The 16423-nt window shown below is 45.1% G+C and carries 13 protein-coding genes; 4 read left to right on the top strand and 9 right to left on the bottom strand.

Translation table 11 applies throughout. The annotated features are described in order from the left end of the window. Positions 1-418 precede the first annotated feature (418 nt). Entirely contained in the window at positions 419-2524 is a 2106-nt protein-coding gene (gene recG / locus B7P33_RS14555; RefSeq protein WP_097442736.1) for an ATP-dependent DNA helicase RecG, read from the bottom strand. Positions 2525-2598: 74 nt separating this feature from the next. Between recG and B7P33_RS14550 the strand changes: the two genes are divergently transcribed. Both B7P33_RS14550 and B7P33_RS14545 read left to right on the top strand, forming a co-directional pair. Then, on the top strand, positions 2599-4674 hold the full coding sequence (locus B7P33_RS14550; protein WP_172435960.1) for a M1 family metallopeptidase: 2076 nt from the start codon (positions 2599-2601) through the stop codon (positions 4672-4674). Beyond that, positions 4671-5579 carry a patatin-like phospholipase family protein gene (locus tag B7P33_RS14545; RefSeq protein WP_097442734.1) on the top strand — a complete coding sequence of 303 codons (909 nt, stop codon included), beginning with the start codon at positions 4671-4673 and terminating at the stop codon, positions 5577-5579. The genes B7P33_RS14550 and B7P33_RS14545 overlap by 4 nt, the downstream gene beginning before the upstream one ends. Before the next feature lie 444 nt (positions 5580-6023). On the opposite strand, the gene B7P33_RS14540 is transcribed toward B7P33_RS14545, so the two are convergent. The 5 genes from B7P33_RS14540 to B7P33_RS14520 form a co-directional block, all read right to left on the bottom strand. Further along, the gene (locus B7P33_RS14540; protein WP_097442733.1) at positions 6024-6545 is read right to left on the bottom strand and encodes a DUF7935 family protein; all 522 of its coding nucleotides are present in this window, start codon (positions 6543-6545) and stop codon (positions 6024-6026) included. A 168-nt stretch (positions 6546-6713) separates the two neighbouring features. Further along, the gene (locus B7P33_RS14535; protein ID WP_097442732.1) at positions 6714-7415 is read right to left on the bottom strand and encodes an OmpW/AlkL family protein; all 702 of its coding nucleotides are present in this window, start codon (positions 7413-7415) and stop codon (positions 6714-6716) included. A gap of 257 nt (positions 7416-7672) precedes the next feature. Continuing rightward, a complete protein-coding gene (locus tag B7P33_RS14530; protein WP_097442731.1) occupies positions 7673-9220 on the bottom strand; it encodes an FMN-binding glutamate synthase family protein in 1548 nt (515 codons plus the stop codon). Positions 9221-9225: 5 nt separating this feature from the next. Beyond that, positions 9226-10500, bottom strand: a complete 1275-nt coding sequence (locus B7P33_RS14525; protein WP_097442730.1) for a M20 family metallopeptidase — start codon at positions 10498-10500, stop codon at positions 9226-9228. A gap of 12 nt (positions 10501-10512) precedes the next feature. Further along, positions 10513-11058 (bottom strand): DsrE family protein, encoded by a 546-nt coding sequence (locus B7P33_RS14520; protein ID WP_097442729.1) that lies wholly within the window; start codon positions 11056-11058, stop codon positions 10513-10515. Between the two features lie 97 nt (positions 11059-11155). Between B7P33_RS14520 and B7P33_RS14515 the strand changes: the two genes are divergently transcribed. Continuing rightward, the gene (locus B7P33_RS14515) at positions 11156-13522 is read left to right on the top strand and encodes an ATP-dependent helicase (RefSeq protein ID WP_097442728.1); all 2367 of its coding nucleotides are present in this window, start codon (positions 11156-11158) and stop codon (positions 13520-13522) included. Positions 13523-13533: 11 nt separating this feature from the next. Continuing rightward, complete coding sequence (locus B7P33_RS14510; protein WP_097442727.1) at positions 13534-14154, top strand: L-threonylcarbamoyladenylate synthase; 621 nt, start codon at positions 13534-13536, stop codon at positions 14152-14154. 209 nt (positions 14155-14363) lie between these two features. Here the strand turns inward: B7P33_RS14510 and B7P33_RS14505 are convergent, their stop codons facing one another. The 3 genes from B7P33_RS14505 to B7P33_RS14495 all read right to left on the bottom strand — a co-directional run bounded on the left by B7P33_RS14505 (position 14364) and on the right by B7P33_RS14495 (position 16327). After that, the gene (locus B7P33_RS14505; protein WP_141402493.1) at positions 14364-15125 is read right to left on the bottom strand and encodes a hypothetical protein; all 762 of its coding nucleotides are present in this window, start codon (positions 15123-15125) and stop codon (positions 14364-14366) included. 77 nt (positions 15126-15202) lie between these two features. Further along, positions 15203-15943, bottom strand: a complete 741-nt coding sequence (rluF, locus tag B7P33_RS14500; RefSeq protein WP_097442725.1) for a 23S rRNA pseudouridine(2604) synthase RluF — start codon at positions 15941-15943, stop codon at positions 15203-15205. A 42-nt stretch (positions 15944-15985) separates the two neighbouring features. Continuing rightward, complete coding sequence (locus tag B7P33_RS14495) at positions 15986-16327, bottom strand: DUF3291 domain-containing protein (RefSeq protein WP_097442724.1); 342 nt, start codon at positions 16325-16327, stop codon at positions 15986-15988. Between the last annotated feature and the right edge of the window lie 96 nt (positions 16328-16423).

Raw genomic sequence — 16423 nt, 5'->3', positions numbered from 1 at the left:
TTTAACTAGGGAATATTGGCCCTTTTTAGGTCATGCAAGTAAGCTCTGCCCCATTTTTAAAATGGGGCAACATCCATTGCCAAATAGGCCAAGGTTTGCGATACTTAATACGGATTTCGTCTTACATTTTTTAACAATCCAGGTAAAGTGAGGATCAATAGAAAAAACCAAAACAATCGATACAGCCAAATATTCATTTCAAATGCTAAAAATTCAACAGTACGATCAATATCGAATAAGCTATGGATAATGTAACCCATACAAACAATGGCCGCGATAACTAGTGGGATTTTTTTCATAGTGCTGTGGTTAGGAAATAATCGATGGAATATAAAGCAAATCTGAATATTGTGCAAATATCTGACTTGTAGGTTTTTAAAGGTTGTAAACAAGAGTGTTTTACAAAGTAGAAATCGGCTTACCCAATATACGTCCAGATATTGCCGTGTTTGGCCAGGGCCATATAGGTATGGCGTACCATTTGGTTTTCGGGTTTTTCCAAACTGGGGTCGTCTGCTAATAGTTTGGAAGCGAAATTTCGGGCGGTGGCCAAAATATCGCGATCTTTTACGATATCAGCGATGCGAAGGTTGAGCACCCCACTTTGTTGGGTGCCCATTAAGTTCCCAGGGCCACGTAGTTCGAGATCGACCTGGGCGATCTTAAAGCCGTCGTTGGTAGCCACCATGGTATCGAGTCGGGTCTTGGCCTCATTGGAGAGCTTAAAACCGGTCATAAGTATGCAGTAGCTCTGGTCAGCGCCCCGCCCAACCCGCCCTCGCAGCTGATGCAGCTGCGAAAGTCCGAAGCGCTCCGCGCTTTCGATGATCATTAACGAGGCATTGGGTACGTTTACCCCAACCTCAATCACGGTGGTCGCCACCATAATCTGGGTCTCGCCCCGTACAAAACGATCCATCTCATACTCCTTGTCCTCCGCCTTCATTTTACCATGAACAATGGATATCTGATAGTCGGGTTGTGGAAAATCGCGGGCAATGGACTCATAGCCATCCATCAAATCTTTATAATCCAAGGCTTCCGACTCTTGGATCAAGGGATAAACGATATACACCTGTCTCCCTTTTTTGATCTCGTCTTTTATAAAACCAAAAACTTTTAATCGGTTCGCATCAAAACGATGTACGGTTTTAATGGGTTTCCGGCCAGGGGGCAGTTCGTCTATGACCGAAATATCGAGATCGCCGTACAGACTCATGGCCAAGGTACGTGGTATTGGCGTGGCCGTCATTACCAAAACATGGGGTGGCGTATGGTTCTTCTTCCATAATTTGGCCCGTTGCGCCACCCCAAAACGGTGTTGCTCGTCTATAATGGCCAATCCGAGGTTGTTGAACTTTACCTTATCTTCCAACAGGGCATGCGTACCGATAAGAATAGGTAATTCGCCCGACTCCAAATGTTCGTGAATATGGGTGCGCTGTTTTTTCTTGGTGGAGCCCGTCAACAGGGCGATAGGAATGTCCAAGGGTTGCAACAGCTCCAATAATCCGTGATAATGTTGGGTGGCCAATATTTCGGTAGGCGCCATTAAACAGGCTTGGAAACCATTGTCCAAAGCCAGCAACATACTCATAAGCGCCACAATCGTCTTGCCCGAACCCACATCGCCCTGCAGCAGCCGGTTCATTTGGGCATTACTACCCATATCGGCCCGTATTTCGCGCAATACTTTCTTTTGGGCATTGGTAAGTTCAAAGGGTAGGTGTTCCTTAAAAAAGGTGTTGAAATGGGTGCCCACTTGATCAAAGGTAAAGCCCTTGATCTTTTGCTTTCTCAGTATTTTTTTGGTGATGAGTTGTAGTTGGATGTAGAACAACTCCTCGAATTTGAGCCGGAACTGGGCTTTTGACAACAGTTCCTGACTTTTCGGGAAATGGATGTTCAAAAGGCTTTCATCCTTAGGTAGCAATTTATAATGATCCCGAATGGATTGGGGTAGGGTTTCAGTAAACCGGGCTTTGGTATCGAGGAATAATTGCTGTACCGCCCTACTGATCACTTTATTGGTTACCCCTTTGTTGCTCAGTTTTTCTGTAGACGGATAAATGGGCTGCATATGTATTTTAAGCCCTTTTTGGTGCTCGGTGAGCAGTTCCATTTCCGGATGTGGCATAGAGAAACTACCATTAAAGTAGTTCGGTTTCCCAAAAACCACATAAGGCACATTGATACGTAGGTTTTCTTTGATCCATTTTTGACCGCGGAACCAAACCAATTGCATACTTCCGGTATCGTCTATAAAAGTGGCCTCTAAACGTTTGCCCCGTTTTTGGCCTACCGAACGTATATCGGTTATCTTACCGACTACCTGTATCTCCGCACTACTACGCTGTATTTGATTGATTTTATAGTACTGGGTCTTATCGAGATAGCGATTTGGGAATAGGTTCAGAAGGTCTTGATAGGTATGCACGCCCAATTCCGATTTCAGGGCATCGGCCCGGTTGGGGCCCACACCTTTGAGGTATGCGATCGGGCTTTGCAGGTTAATCGGATTCACAAGACTAAATTAGCCTTTACCGAATAGCCTTGCAAGTGCGATATTTTGGTAAATTGTACCATAAAACCAAAGCCTTGCTTCAAAAACAAACCATCACCTTTTGTATTGCCCTTTGCCTATGTGTTGCATCTTGGGCCCAACAAGATGTGTTATCGGGTGACATTTATGTTAGGCCAGAGGTGCAGGACAAAACTATCGTAGGGGAAGTTACCTATACCTATATCACTGGAAACGATAGTCTGCGACTGGATGCCCATAACATGATTTTCTCTAAAGTGCACGTCAATGGGAAAAAAACGGCCTATGCCTATGATACACGTTTTTTACGTATTCCGCCCATGGGAGCAGTTGGGGATACGCTTGAACTGTCGATTTCGTATCGCGTCCAACCTAAGCAGACGGTCTATTTTGTAGGTTGGGAAGAAGAAGCACAGACACGGAATCCCAGACTCCCTCAAATATGGACCCAGGGCCAGGGTAAATATACCAGCCATTGGGTGCCTAGTTTCGATAGGATGTCGGAAAAGGTGGTTTTTGATCTGTCGATAGCTTTTGATGCCAAATACACCGTGGTAGCCAACGGAAAATTGAAGCAAGTAGAGGAAAAGGATAGCTATAAGATTTGGCATTTCGATATGCAAAAGCCCATGAGCAGCTATTTGTTGGCCTTTGCCATTGGCGATTATGGGGTTCAAGAGCTGACATCGAAATCCGGTATCCCTATCCGGAACTATTTTACCAAGGTCGATTCGCTTAAGGTGGAACCGACATACCGACATACCCAAGCTATTTTCGATTTTTTGGAAACGGAGATAGGCGTACCCTATCCGTGGCAAAATTACAAACAGCTTCCGGTGCACGATTTTTTATATGCCGGAATGGAAAATACAGGAGCCACTTTGTTCTCCGACCGTTATATGGTCGATTCCGTTGCCTTTAACGATGAGAATTATGTCAATGTCAATGCCCATGAAATGGCACACCAATGGTTCGGCAACTTGGTGACCGAGGTTGGGGCCAAAGACCATTGGTTGCATGAGGGGTTTGCCACCTATTATGCCTATTTGGCCCAAGACGCTATTTTGGGAAAGCGGTTTTTGACATGGAAACTCTATGAAACCGCACGACAATTACGAGAGGGCAAAGGTCAAGCCTTGCTAGATCCCAAAGCGAGTAGTCTTACCTTTTATGAAAAAGGGGCCTGGGCCTTGTTTGCCCTACGCGAATCTTTAGGAGATGTGCATTTTAAAAGGGGAATTAAAAAATTCTTGACCGAATACGCCTATACCAATGTTACGGTAGCCCAATTCATGACAGTGATGGAAACCGTGACTGGCCAATCCCTGACGGATTTTAAATCGATTTGGTTAAAAAATGAGTCTTTTCCCTATCAAGTGGCCATGGAATTACTCGCAAAGCGGAATTCTGAAATACAAAGCTTGCTAAACTGGAATCAAAATAAGTCCAAGGATACCGTTTCAGGGATAGCTTCCCTTCCGAAAGTATGGAAAAAGGCAACGACTCCTCTTAAAAAGGAATTGACCCAAGCTTATTTCCCGCAAATGGAAGTTGATTTACAAACGCTAGCCTTGCAAGACGATGATCTTCAAGTAAGAAAAACGGCGCTATCCCATCTCAAGGAATTTCAACTGGAATTTAACCCCATTGTAGAAAACATGCTTACGGAAAAAAGCTACGCTATTCGCGAAATGGCCCTTTTCGCCCTGTGGTCGCATTTTCCTGAAAATAGATTGGACTATTTGAAGAAAGTAACCACCGGGACTGTATTTGAAAGTGGGTCATTACGTTTGGGTTGGCTGGTATTGGCGCTGATGACCGAGGGCATTTCCCCAGATAAACAGCGCGAATACTATTTAGAACTGACCCAATATACAGGTAGTGCCTACCCCTTTGAAATACGGTTGCAGACTTTTTATTATCTGCATAACCTAAAAGGCTGGCAAGACCGCAATCTGTTCGACTTGCTACAGGCCTGTACCCATCCGGTATGGCGGTTTAGGGAGCAGAGTAGGGAGCTATTGAAAGCCTTGGCCCAACAACCTGAAATGGCGCCCCGTTTACAAATATTGAGCAGCCGTTTGACTGAAAAAGAAAGAAAGATTGTAGAACCTTATCTAAAAAAAGAATGAGGGCATTGGTAATATCGGGTGGTGGTAGTAAAGGGGCTTTCGCAGGGGGTGTGGCCGAATATCTGCTGGAGAACAAGGCACCCTATGATATGTTCATCGGTACTTCAACGGGCAGCTTGCTCATTTCCCATTTGGCTTTGGGAAAAGTAGAAAAGATAAAACAGGTCTATACCCATGTTAGTGAGGCCGATATCTTTAGTGTTTGTCCGTTTAAGATCAAAGAGCGGCACGGACATCAAGATATTTCGATAGATCATTTGCAGGTATTACGGAATTTTATGCGGGGCAGTAAAACTTTTGGGGAAAGCCATCGGTTATTGGATCTGATCAAAAATACCATCACACCGACAGAATTCGAAACTTTGAAGCACTCCCAAAAAGAATTGGTAGTTACGGTAAGCAACCTATCCCGTAACCGTATTGAATACAAACGCTTGGCCGATTTCGATTATGAAACCTTTATGGAATGGGTATGGATTTCCTGTAACTATACCCCATTTATGAGTTTGGTGCGCAAGGAAGGCTGTGAATATGCCGATGGCGGATTGGGTACCATGGTACCCATAGAAGAAGCCGTGAAACGCGGGGCCACCCATATTGATGCCATAGTTTTGCAGACTGAGGTTACCCAATTAAATAGGATGCCCTCGCGAAACCCGTTTTCGTTACTCACCTCTATGTTTGCCTTTATGTTGGATCGGATCGAAAAACAGAATATCCGAATCGGTAAGTTTGCCGCCTCACATGTGGGTTCGACTATCGATTTTTACTACACCCCAACGGTACTTACGACCAATTCCCTCATTTTCGATAGTAAAAAAATGACCGATTGGTGGCAACGTGGCTATCGCTTTGCCCAAAAGAAGGATACCGATACCAGCGCCATAACCGAGGAGGTATCCTAATAAGTTAGACTTGAGAATATAGATATGAGATGCTAGACCATGGGTGCTATATTCAAAAGGGTTACGGATGATGAATCTGTAAGGTTAATAACATGAATCAAGAGTTGAACTCTCTGTGGTTCTCTGTGCTACTCCGTGAAACTCTGTGTAATAACACATAAGGCTCAAGTACCACAGAGGCACGCCGAGAATACGCAGAGTTACACTGAGAAATTTCCTCTGGTTTTCAACAGATTACATTAACCCTTGATTCGCATTAATAGCTATGAGATGGTTTTTTAACTCTTTTTTCCATATGGCTGTCTCACGGAATGGCGGGAGGGTGAGGTTTGCAAGAGATTTGAATTTTTGGCCAGTATTAAACAATAGATTACAGCTAACTAATCAAAAAATCGTCTCAGCCATTAACGATTAAACGATAAAAGATTCCAAACTAAACCCCTGTTACCAGAGTTCGCCCACTTCTTTTTTAATGTAGGATAGTCCTGTGGCAGAAGGAGAACCTTTGTCCATGGTCTCGTTTAAAATCGATTCACGGAACTTGTCGGCCGAATCGGCTTGGTGTTGCATCCCCACTTTACGGATCTCTTGAATGGTCGCATTCTTAGAAGCTTTGACCACGTTCCAGCATTCGTCACTCATATAGATTTGTTGCGACAGATTGTGCTCGAACTCGTTCTCTATGTTTTTGATCAACAGGTTTTCATAATCCAAACGGTTGCCACTGGTGGGGGCCACCCGCACCACTAAATTCGACAGGGTAATGCGCTCTAAAAACAAGGCCAAACGCTCATAGGCCTGCAATCGGATGGGTAAGGTATTCTTTTGCGAATCTTTATGTAAAAGGTACCTACGGCGGCCATCTTCGTTTTTAATATGACCTTTAAAAAAATAATAGGCCACTATACCGGTTACCACGGCAGGGAATAGGTAGGCAAAAAGTTGAAGGATCTGTTCTCCGGACATCTGTATTTAATTTGGTCGTTCATCGATTAAACGCTGTATTTATTGAAAAAGTATGGTAGTGCCTACCCTTTTTGCAAAAAAAATCGGCCCCTGTTAAAACAAAGGCCGACAGGCTAATTCGGTAAAGTTATGGCGGAACTCAAAACTAGAGTCTTACATCCGAATTTCTTAGAATTTCATACCTACACCTAAACCAACGATAAGTGGGTTGATGTCTACCTCGGCAGGGATAGCACCAAGAACTTGTTGTAACTCAGGTAAAGGGCTAAGATTGCTGGCATCTACGGTAACATCTGTGTTTAACCAAAGGTATTTAACATCTAGGTTCAAAAACCACTTGTCGTTAAGATCGTAGTCGATACCTCCTTGTAGCGCGAAACCTAAAGAGTTGTCGTAATCTACATCGGCTACGGTATCTCCTTCATCGACCCCATAGAAAATGGTATAGTTAACACCGGCACCTACATAAGGCCTTAAACCTTCTGTTGCGAAATGGTATTGCAGGGTTAGGGTAGGGGGCAGTAACCATACACTTCCTAAGTCTACATTGGCACTTGGAGCACCTCCGATGGCTACCAAAGAAGAATTTGTAGTATTTACATCATGCTTGGTAGTTCCTAAAATCAATTCGGCTGCAATGTTGGGTGTAAAGAAATAGGTGAAATCCAATTCAGGTACAAATGCGGTACTGATTTCTACATCCCCACCGATGACTCCGATATCGGCACTTTCATTGGGTATAACGGAAATTAACCTAAAACGGGCCTGCCAACGGTTGAAATCGTCGGTGCTTTTTTCGGCATCCTGGGCCTTTAGCGTAGCTACAACAGCAAAAAGTGCGATAAACGTTCCTATAATCCTTGTTCTCATAGTTGTTTGATTTATTTGATGGAACAAAGCTAAGACAGGCTAAAATCTTAAAAATTGATAAAAATCATAGTTGGTAAATGAAGTTCTGTTGAAGGAATCGGAAAATACTGGGTTAATTAGGCAGGAATCAATAAATTACCCCTAGTTTTAATGGTAGTGAAAAGAGATGGTATTGCCAGGTGATAGCCCAATGATGCAGAATTTAGGTTACTTGGGTAATAGGTTGATATGATGTTTAGATAATGTGAAGAAACCTTTTATGGCCTTCCTCCTAAATGCGCACAGTCATACAATTCCTGCATTTCGGTAAACACAACGGGATCTTTCACATAGCCATGTACGTTCTGTAAGCCTTTGCTTATGTTCTGGTCGTCTACATTGATCTGTATGTCGCTCATTTTAAATTGGGCCGGATGCTCGTAGCCTGCCGCATGGGTTATCTCGACCAGTTCTTTTCTAAAGGTTTTAAAATACTGGGCCAAACGCTCTGATTTTAAAGGGACGTTTATGCCTTTCTGTAACCACTTGCTTTGGGTAGCCACCCCGGCCGGACAACGGTTGGTGTGGCAAATCTGGGCTTGTATACAGCCTATGCTCATCATGGCCTCGCGGGCTACGTTGATACAATCGGCCCCCATGGCAAAAGCCATGGCCGCCTTGGCAGGAAAACCAAGTTTACCGCTACCAATAAATACGACACGTTCGGTGAGTTCCCTTTTTTGGAAAATCTTGTACAGGGCAGAAAAACCATAGGTCCAGGGTAACGATACATGATCGGCAAAACTCGGGGGCGCGGCGCCGGTACCGCCCTCACCACCGTCTACGGTAATAAAATCGGGCCCTTTTCCGGTCGTCACCATCAAATCGGCCAGTTGTTCCCATTGGTCCAATTTACCTATGGCTCCTTTAATGCCTACGGGCAAACCGGTTTCTTGGGCTATGGTTTCAATAAAATCGACCAGTTCGGGTATGGTCGAAAAGGCTTTATGGGTGGCGGGGGAGAGCACGTCCTTACCTACTTCCACTCCTCGGATGCCCGCAATTTCAGGGGTTATTTTGGCCCCGGGCAAAACACCGCCCTTACCGGGTTTGGCACCTTGCGATAATTTGATTTCAATGGCCCTGATATGCGGATTGTCAGCCACCAAGGCCTTCATCTTTTCCATGGAAAAATCACCATCGGCCGAGCGTACCCCAAAATATCCGGTACCAAAATGGAAAACTACCTCGCCCCCTTGTTTGTGGTAGGGGGAGAGGCCGCCTTCGCCTGTATTGTGATAGGCCCCCGCCTTGGCCACGCCTTGGTTTAAGGCAGATACGGCTGCTGCCGAAAGCGAACCAAAACTCATGGCCGAAACGTTGATTACCGAACCGGGCCGGTAAGGTCTACGCCGTTTACTATGCGCCCCCATCACCTTGGCACAGGGTAAAAAATAGGGGTCTTTGGCATTCGGATGCCCCGGGGGCACCTGATAGGCCATCATTTGGTTTTTTACGAAGAGGTGCTGGTGGGCGTAAATGTCGCGATCGGTACCAAAACCTTCGTAATTGTTCTCTTTTTTAGCGGAAGCGTAGATCCAGCCTCGTTCAATTCGGTTAAAAGGCAGTTCTTCACGATTGTTGGCTACAAAGTATTGCCGCATTTCCGGACCTATACTTTCCAATAGGTAGCGTAAATGCCCCACAATCGGGAAATTATGGGAAATGGTATGGGCTTTTTGGATAAAAATATCGCGTAGAGCAACCAAGACCAATACGATCAATATCCAGGCCCACCAAGGGATACTTTGAAGTGCTTCCGCCATTAATCTTATTTTTTGTTGAGGTAATCCAAGGTCATTTCGGTAAAGGCATGTACCCCAAGGGTAAGACCACTGTCATCAATAAAGAAATCGGGGGTGTGGTGTGGGAATGGGGTAGTGTTGCCCGGTGTCATTCCGCCCAAAAAGAAATAGAAACCTGGCACTTTCTCTTGGAAAAAGGAGAAATCCTCGGCGCCTGTTGTCGCTTTTCGTAGGAAAACATTATCGTTTCCGGCCACTTTTTGCAAAGAGGGTAACATTTGACTTACCAAATCTGGGTCGTTATAGGTTATTGGGTAACCGGGATCGAAAACGATTTCTGCCGATCCGCCATAGGTTTTGGCCAAACCTTCTACCATTTCCTTCATACGTCTTTGGATCATGCTACGCATATCGTTATCCAAGGTGCGTAAAGTTCCGATCATTTCGGCTGATTCGGGTATAATGTTGGAGCGTACACCGGCGGTGATCTTTCCAATGGTAATTACCGCGGCCTCATTGGTCAAATTGGCCTCTCTACTGATAATGGTCTGTAAACCATCGATGATCTTGGCACTGATCAAAATGGGATCTACACCCGACCAAGGCTGGGATCCGTGCGATTGCTTCCCTTTTACATGGATCTCAAAACTATTTACGGCGGCCATGGCGCCACCGGGCTTATAACCAATGGTACCCACTGGGGTGGCCGAGTTGATGTGCAGGCCGAAAATGGCATCTACCTTGGGGTTTTCCAGAACGCCCTCTTCCACCATTACCTTGGCACCACCTTCTTCTCCGGGAGGTGCGCCCTCTTCGGCGGGTTGGAAGATGAATTTAACGGTACCGCGGATCTTGTCTTTGTTCTTGGACAATACCTCGGCCGTACCCATTAAAATGGCGATATGGGTATCGTGTCCGCAGGCATGCATTACCCCGACTTCCTTGCCCCTAAAGGTACCTTTGGCCTCAGATTTAAAGGGTAGGTCGTTGCGTTCTACCACAGGAAGGCCGTCGATATCGGCACGTAGGGCTACCACCTTTCCGGGTTTGTTGCCTTTTAGAATACCCACCACACCGGTCTTTGCGATTCCGGTCTGTACCTCCATGCCCAAGGACTTCAAATGCTCGGCGATTTTTTCGGCCGTTTTGAATTCACGGTTGGATAATTCGGGATGCTGGTGAAAATAGCGCCGCCATTCCACGACTTTGTCCGCTACGGCTTCAACATCTTTACTCAATTTCGATTGGGCCATGGCTGAAAATGTACAGCATAGGGCCAAAAAGGGGATCAATCGCCTCATTATAGTCGGTTTTTAGAATTTTATTAATCGATAGCCCTCATCCTGTAATTGGATCAAGGCGGTCATGGCCGAAAGGGATACCTGTACTCCAGGTACCAATTCGGCTTTGGGTAGGTTGCGGGCATGGGACGACTGTCCGCAGAATATAATATCGACCCCGGCCTGTAATAGGGCTTCCAATAGGGGTTCGTTTACGTTGGCAACACCATAACGACTCTTATATTCCTTAGAGGTCAGGAGGTCCTTGGCCGCTTTGTTATGAACCACCAAAGCCACATGTAGGTTTTCTACCGGTACCCCGGCACGGGCATGCATATTCAAAAAGCGAGCCGCGGTATTTAGTTCTTTATTGATATCGCCTTCCTTTTTTGCGGTACCCTTAACATCAAAAACCACTTTGAATACCTTATCGGTGTCGGTGGCAAAATCGGCTTCAGGGATATCGTAAACGGCACCGAAACCTTTGATAACTGGGCCATCTTTGGCCTCTTGGGCCAATAGGGTATTTACGGAAATCAACATAAGGATCAAACAGCGGGTAGGGAACGTAACTTTCATTTATAACAATAATAGGCCTAAATATATTTAAATTGAACAGAATGGTGAAAGTATTGTTCATAAGTAATACCAAGGGCGTTTTAGCGGGCGCTCAAATATGGCTAACTTCACCCTCCTTATTTTTGTGCTTAAAAAGAACAGTTTGGAACAGTATATCAATGAATTGAACGAGGCCCAGAAAGCCCCTGTATTACACAAGGAAGGGCCTTTAATGGTGATTGCAGGTGCGGGTTCGGGGAAAACCCGGGTACTTACCTATAGGATAGCCTATTTGATGTCGTTGGGTGTGGATTCCTTCAATATCCTTTCGTTGACCTTTACCAATAAGGCGGCCCGCGAAATGAAGCATAGGATCGCCCAAATCGTAGGGGCATCGGAGGCCAAAAACCTTTGGATGGGTACCTTTCACTCCGTTTTTGCCAAATTACTGCGTTTCGAATCCGATAAACTGGGTTATCCGAGCAATTTTACCATATACGATACCCAAGATTCGCAACGTTTGATCGCTTCCATAATCAAAGAAATGGGGCTCGATAAAGATGTATATAAATACAAACAGGTTCAGAACCGGATTTCTTCCTATAAAAACAACCTGATAACCGTTAAGGCCTATTACAATAACCCGGAATTGGTAGAGGCCGATGCTATGGCCAAACGCCCCAGGATAGGGGAAATCTATGAAAAATATGTCGATCGTTGTTTTAAGGCGGGTGCCATGGATTTCGATGATCTTTTACTGCGTACCAATGAATTGTTGAACCGCTTTCCGGAGGTATTGGCCAAATACCAAGATCGTTTCCGCTATATTTTGGTAGATGAGTACCAAGATACCAACCATTCACAATATTTGATTGTAAAGGCCTTGGCCGATCGTTTCCAGAATATTTGTGTAGTGGGCGACGATGCCCAGAGTATCTATTCGTTCCGCGGGGCCAACATTAGCAATATCCTCAACTTTCAAAAGGACTATAAAGGGGCGGCCATGTACCGTCTGGAACAAAACTATCGTTCTACCCGTAATATCGTTGAGGCGGCGAATTCGGTTATTGCCAACAACAAAAACCAGCTCGAGAAAAACGTCTGGACGCAGAACGATCCGGGTGGGGCCATTAAGATACATCGAAGTATTACCGATGCCGAAGAGGGTAGGTTTGTGGCCAGTACTATTTTCGAGGAGCAGATGCAGCATCAGCTTATGAACCGCGATTTTGCGGTCTTGTATCGTACCAACTCCCAATCGAGGGCGATTGAAGATGCCTTGCGTAAACGCGATATTCCGTATTTTATCTATGGCGGACTCTCGTTTTACCAGCGTAAGGAAATCAAGGATGTTTTGGGGTATTTGCGGCTGATTTTAAATCCCAAGGATGAAGAGGCCCTAAAACGGGTGATCAACTATCCGGCCAGGGGAATTGGGAATACCACGGTAGATAAATTGGTGGTAGCCGCCAACCATTATGGCCGATCTATTTTTGAGGTTATGGAAAACATTGCCCGTATCGATCTAAAGATCAATTCGGGTACCCGCCGTAAGTTGGAAGATTTTGTCACCATGATCAAAAGTTTCCAGATCATGAACGAAGAAATGGATGCTTTTGCCCTGGCCGAACATGTGACCAAAAAAACCGGGTTGTTACTCGAGTTTAAAAAAGACGGCACGCCCGAGGGTATTACCCGTATGCAGAACATTGAGGAGTTGCTCAATGGTATCCAAGATTTTGTGGAAGGCCAGAAAGAAGTAGCCGATTCTAGGGGGAGTCTCGACGAGTTCATGGAAGATGTGGCCTTACTTACCGACCAAGATAATGCCACGGGAGATGAAGACCGTGTAGCTCTGATGACCATTCACTTGGCCAAGGGATTGGAGTTTCCGCATGTGTTTATCGTAGGTATGGAAGAAGATCTTTTTCCTTCGGCCATGAGTATGAATACGCGTTCGGAACTGGAAGAAGAACGCCGTTTGTTCTACGTGGCCCTTACCCGGGCCGAAAAACAGGCCTACCTGACCTATACGGTAAGCCGTTACCGCTGGGGAAAACTGGTAGATGCCGAGCCCAGCCGTTTTTTAGAGGAAATAGACGATAAATACATTGAAAACCTGACCCCGGCGGCCAATTATAAATTCAAGCCCCTATTGAGTGGTGATATTTTTGGGGAAGTAGATAAGAGTAGGTTACGACAGCAGAAGCCTACCAATACCACACCGCCAAGCCATAAACGCCCTAACGAGGGTACCATGCGTAAATTGCGAAAGTTGAAACCCGCCTTGGGTACCCCTATTGGCAATAAAGCGGCGCCCGACCCAAATTTGGCCGTAGGCGCCCAAGTGGAGCACGGTCGTTTCGGTAAAGGAGAAGTGCTAAAGATTGAAGGGGTAGGAAACGATAAAAAAGCAGAGATCAAATTCCAAAATGGGCAGGTAAAAAAGTTGCTGCTGCGTTTTGCGAAATTAGAAGTATTGTAAAGGAAGCGAAGATGGCAGAGTTTATTAAGATATACGAAGACAATCCGAACCCGAAACAGATCCAAAGGGTGGTAGAGGTACTACGCAAAGGCGGATTGGTTATTTACCCTACCGATACCATATATGGGTTAGGTTGCGATATTACCAATACTAAAGCATTGGAAAAGATTGCCCGGATAAAAGGGGTAAAACTGGCCAAAGCCAATTGGTCGTTTATCTGTAAAGACCTTAGCAATCTTTCCGACTATGCCAAGCAAATAGATTCGGCTACTTTTAAATTGCTCAAAAGAGCTCTGCCTGGGCCGTATACGTTTATTCTTCCAGGGAGCAATAACCTGCCTAAAGATTTTAAGAAGAAAAAAACCGTGGGTATTCGGGTACCTGAACATAATATTGTTCACGCCTTGGTCGAAGGTTTGGGCCATCCCATTGTTTCTACCTCTATTCGAGATGAAGATGAGGTGGTCGAATATACCACCGATCCGGAGTTGATCTATGAGAAATGGCAAAACCTGGTCGATGTGGTTGTTGATGGAGGCTATGGGGGTAATGTAGCCTCTACCGTAATCGATGTTTCTGACGGTTACCCTGAAGTGGTTCGGGAAGGTAAGGGCAGTTTGGATATCCTTTAGAGACTGTTTTGAAATGTGTGATTGGCCCCGAGTAATTCGGGGTTACAGGTTGTTTTTCCTGCCTGCCGCAGGCAGGGATGCCTTATTAGGCAAAATTTTTAAGCATAGCTGGGCTACGGTTCAAAATTTTAACGAAGTAAGGTGCAAACCTGCCGGCCGGCAGGCGGGAAGAAGTATAAAAAAACAATTGACAAATTTCAAACAGTCTCTTAATCTGCCGGGAAAACGGTTATGTCCATGCTCCAACCGTAATCATCATCGGTTTGGGTCCGGGTTGTGCAATTGGCATTGCCCCTGGTTCGCATACTAAAGGTGTAGGTGCCCGGATTAAATTGATACTTTCTGTTGGCCGAACAATGTCCCCAATTTTCCGAAGTACTATAGGTGTTCGACATGGTACTCATTTGGTTGTTCAAGGTAGTACTACCACTGATATCTATGTTTACCCTTCTGTAGCGGCCGCCACCATTACTGGTTCGTATATAAGAGAATACATAGCTTATGTCAACGATGCTTTCTTGGGTTAGGGTAATGGTTCGGGTGACCACGGTTTGTTCACTGCTGCCGTTCCAGTTTTGGGTAGCCGAACTTTGATCGGTAAATAATTGCATCTCCCTTTCGGCTAAGTAGGCACCACCATCTGAGCCCGCAGTGAGGCGGTTTTGGGCATCGCCACTGATAACTTCAGCCGTTTGGGCCGTACCGTTTTCATCTACAAAATTTAAAGTGCCCGTAGCCACATTTTGACTTAGATTGGAAACGCCACCTAATTTTCGAAGGGTGCCATCTTCCAGACCAATGTAAAGTACATCGGTATCTGAGGTAAGGTACACATCGCCTTGACCGGCATTCGATACCCCAGGTACCGCTGCGGCAGTGATGCTAATTTGTGCATGGACCGCAAAAATGCCCACAAAAAGAACGAATAGGGATACTATTCCCATTCGAGAGAGGGTTTTTGATTGTAACATAGGACAAAGGTTTTACCCTTGGGTGCTAATGGTTCGTTACCAAAAAACGCAAGCAAAACCTTTCTTATTGTATTGTATTAGAGGGGTTTGTTGTCAGTGGTCTTTTTAGAGTGGGCAACTGATTGGTTTATGGTGGCGAGCTCTTCTTCTGTAAGATGTCTCCATTTGCCAACAGGTACATCTAGCGAAACGTTCATAATGCGTACCCGTTTTAGTTTGGTCACCTTATAGCCCAAATATTCACACATACGGCGAATTTGTCTATTTAGGCCTTGGGTGAGTACGATTTTAAAACGGTTTTTACCCAGTGCCTCTACATGGCATTTACGGGTTTTGGTCCCCAAAATTGGGATACCGTTGCCCATACGTTTTATAAATTCAGGGGTGATGGTTTTGTTTACGGTAACGATGTACTCTTTTTCATGGCCATTCCGGGCCCGGAGTATTTTATTGACGATATCGCCATCACTGGTCAAAAAAATGAGTCCTTCGCTGGGTTTGTCGAGCCGACCAATAGGGAAAATACGTTTGGGGTAATTGATAAAATCGATGATATTATCTTTTTCTACCCGGGTATCGGTGGTGCAAACTATGCCGATAGGTTTGTTGAAGGCGAGATATACGTGTTTTTGTTTTTTGGGGCGCGAAACTACCTCATCATCAACCGAAACGGTATCTTGTGGGCTTACTTTAGTGCCTTTTTCAGGAACCTTGCCGTTTATCCGTACCCGACCTTGTTCTATAAGTCCGTCTGCAGCCCTTCTAGAGCAATAACCTATCTCACTTAAAAATTTATTGATACGGGTGCCTTCTTGCATAACGGAATTTTATCGGGCAAAAATAAGGAAAAGCCCTTTGCCTTACCATCTAGAAATTCGCCCATCGTTTTTTAGGGCTGTTTTAGCTTCTGTCCAAGTGGGCAGCTTATCTAAGGAATGGGGGGTGCTTAAAACATGTATTTCCTTGGCGATCTTGGCCGACTTCTGCATGGCTTTTTTATGTGCACCAGAGGTAGCAAACTCCTTTAGGTCTTCTTCCGATTCCCATAAACTCATGGTGTAATGGTGCAGGCCAAAACCGGTGGATTTATACTTTTTACACGGACCTTTTTTTAATTGGCGTACGCTATGCAAGGCGTAACGCGACAATTCAAAAAAATGCCAAAGCGATTTTAATCGGATGTAAGTAATGGAAAGGATCATGAGAGGTTCGTTTTTAACCGAAGATAAAGGTAAAAAGGGTCGTTATGGAAAGATAAGAAAGTTAATCACTCAATAAGAGGGAATACCCATCATGGT

Source organism: Sediminicola luteus, from assembly GCF_002514735.1.
Lineage (GTDB): Bacteria > Bacteroidota > Bacteroidia > Flavobacteriales > Flavobacteriaceae > HQA918.
Note: the sequence above shows the minus strand (reverse complement) of the source record. Positions and strands in the feature narration are given on the sequence as shown.

Excerpts from the sequence above, each read along its gene's own strand:
- B7P33_RS14495 (WP_097442724.1), bottom strand. The coding sequence starts at position 16,327 with ATGATCCTTTCCATTACTTACATCCGATTAAAATCGCTTTGGCATTTT.
- B7P33_RS14525 (WP_097442730.1), bottom strand. The coding sequence starts at position 10,500 with ATGAGGCGATTGATCCCCTTTTTGGCCCTATGCTGTACATTTTCAGCC.
- rluF (WP_097442725.1), bottom strand. The coding sequence starts at position 15,943 with ATGCAAGAAGGCACCCGTATCAATAAATTTTTAAGTGAGATAGGTTAT.
- B7P33_RS14545 (WP_097442734.1), top strand. The coding sequence starts at position 4,671 with ATGAGGGCATTGGTAATATCGGGTGGTGGTAGTAAAGGGGCTTTCGCA.
- B7P33_RS14520 (WP_097442729.1), bottom strand. The coding sequence starts at position 11,058 with ATGAAAGTTACGTTCCCTACCCGCTGTTTGATCCTTATGTTGATTTCC.
- B7P33_RS14505 (WP_141402493.1), bottom strand. The coding sequence starts at position 15,125 with ATGTTACAATCAAAAACCCTCTCTCGAATGGGAATAGTATCCCTATTC.
- B7P33_RS14540 (WP_097442733.1), bottom strand. The coding sequence starts at position 6,545 with ATGTCCGGAGAACAGATCCTTCAACTTTTTGCCTACCTATTCCCTGCC.
- B7P33_RS14530 (WP_097442731.1), bottom strand. The coding sequence starts at position 9,220 with ATGGCGGAAGCACTTCAAAGTATCCCTTGGTGGGCCTGGATATTGATC.
- B7P33_RS14535 (WP_097442732.1), bottom strand. The coding sequence starts at position 7,415 with ATGAGAACAAGGATTATAGGAACGTTTATCGCACTTTTTGCTGTTGTA.
- B7P33_RS14515 (WP_097442728.1), top strand. The coding sequence starts at position 11,156 with ATGGCTAACTTCACCCTCCTTATTTTTGTGCTTAAAAAGAACAGTTTG.
- B7P33_RS14510 (WP_097442727.1), top strand. The coding sequence starts at position 13,534 with ATGGCAGAGTTTATTAAGATATACGAAGACAATCCGAACCCGAAACAG.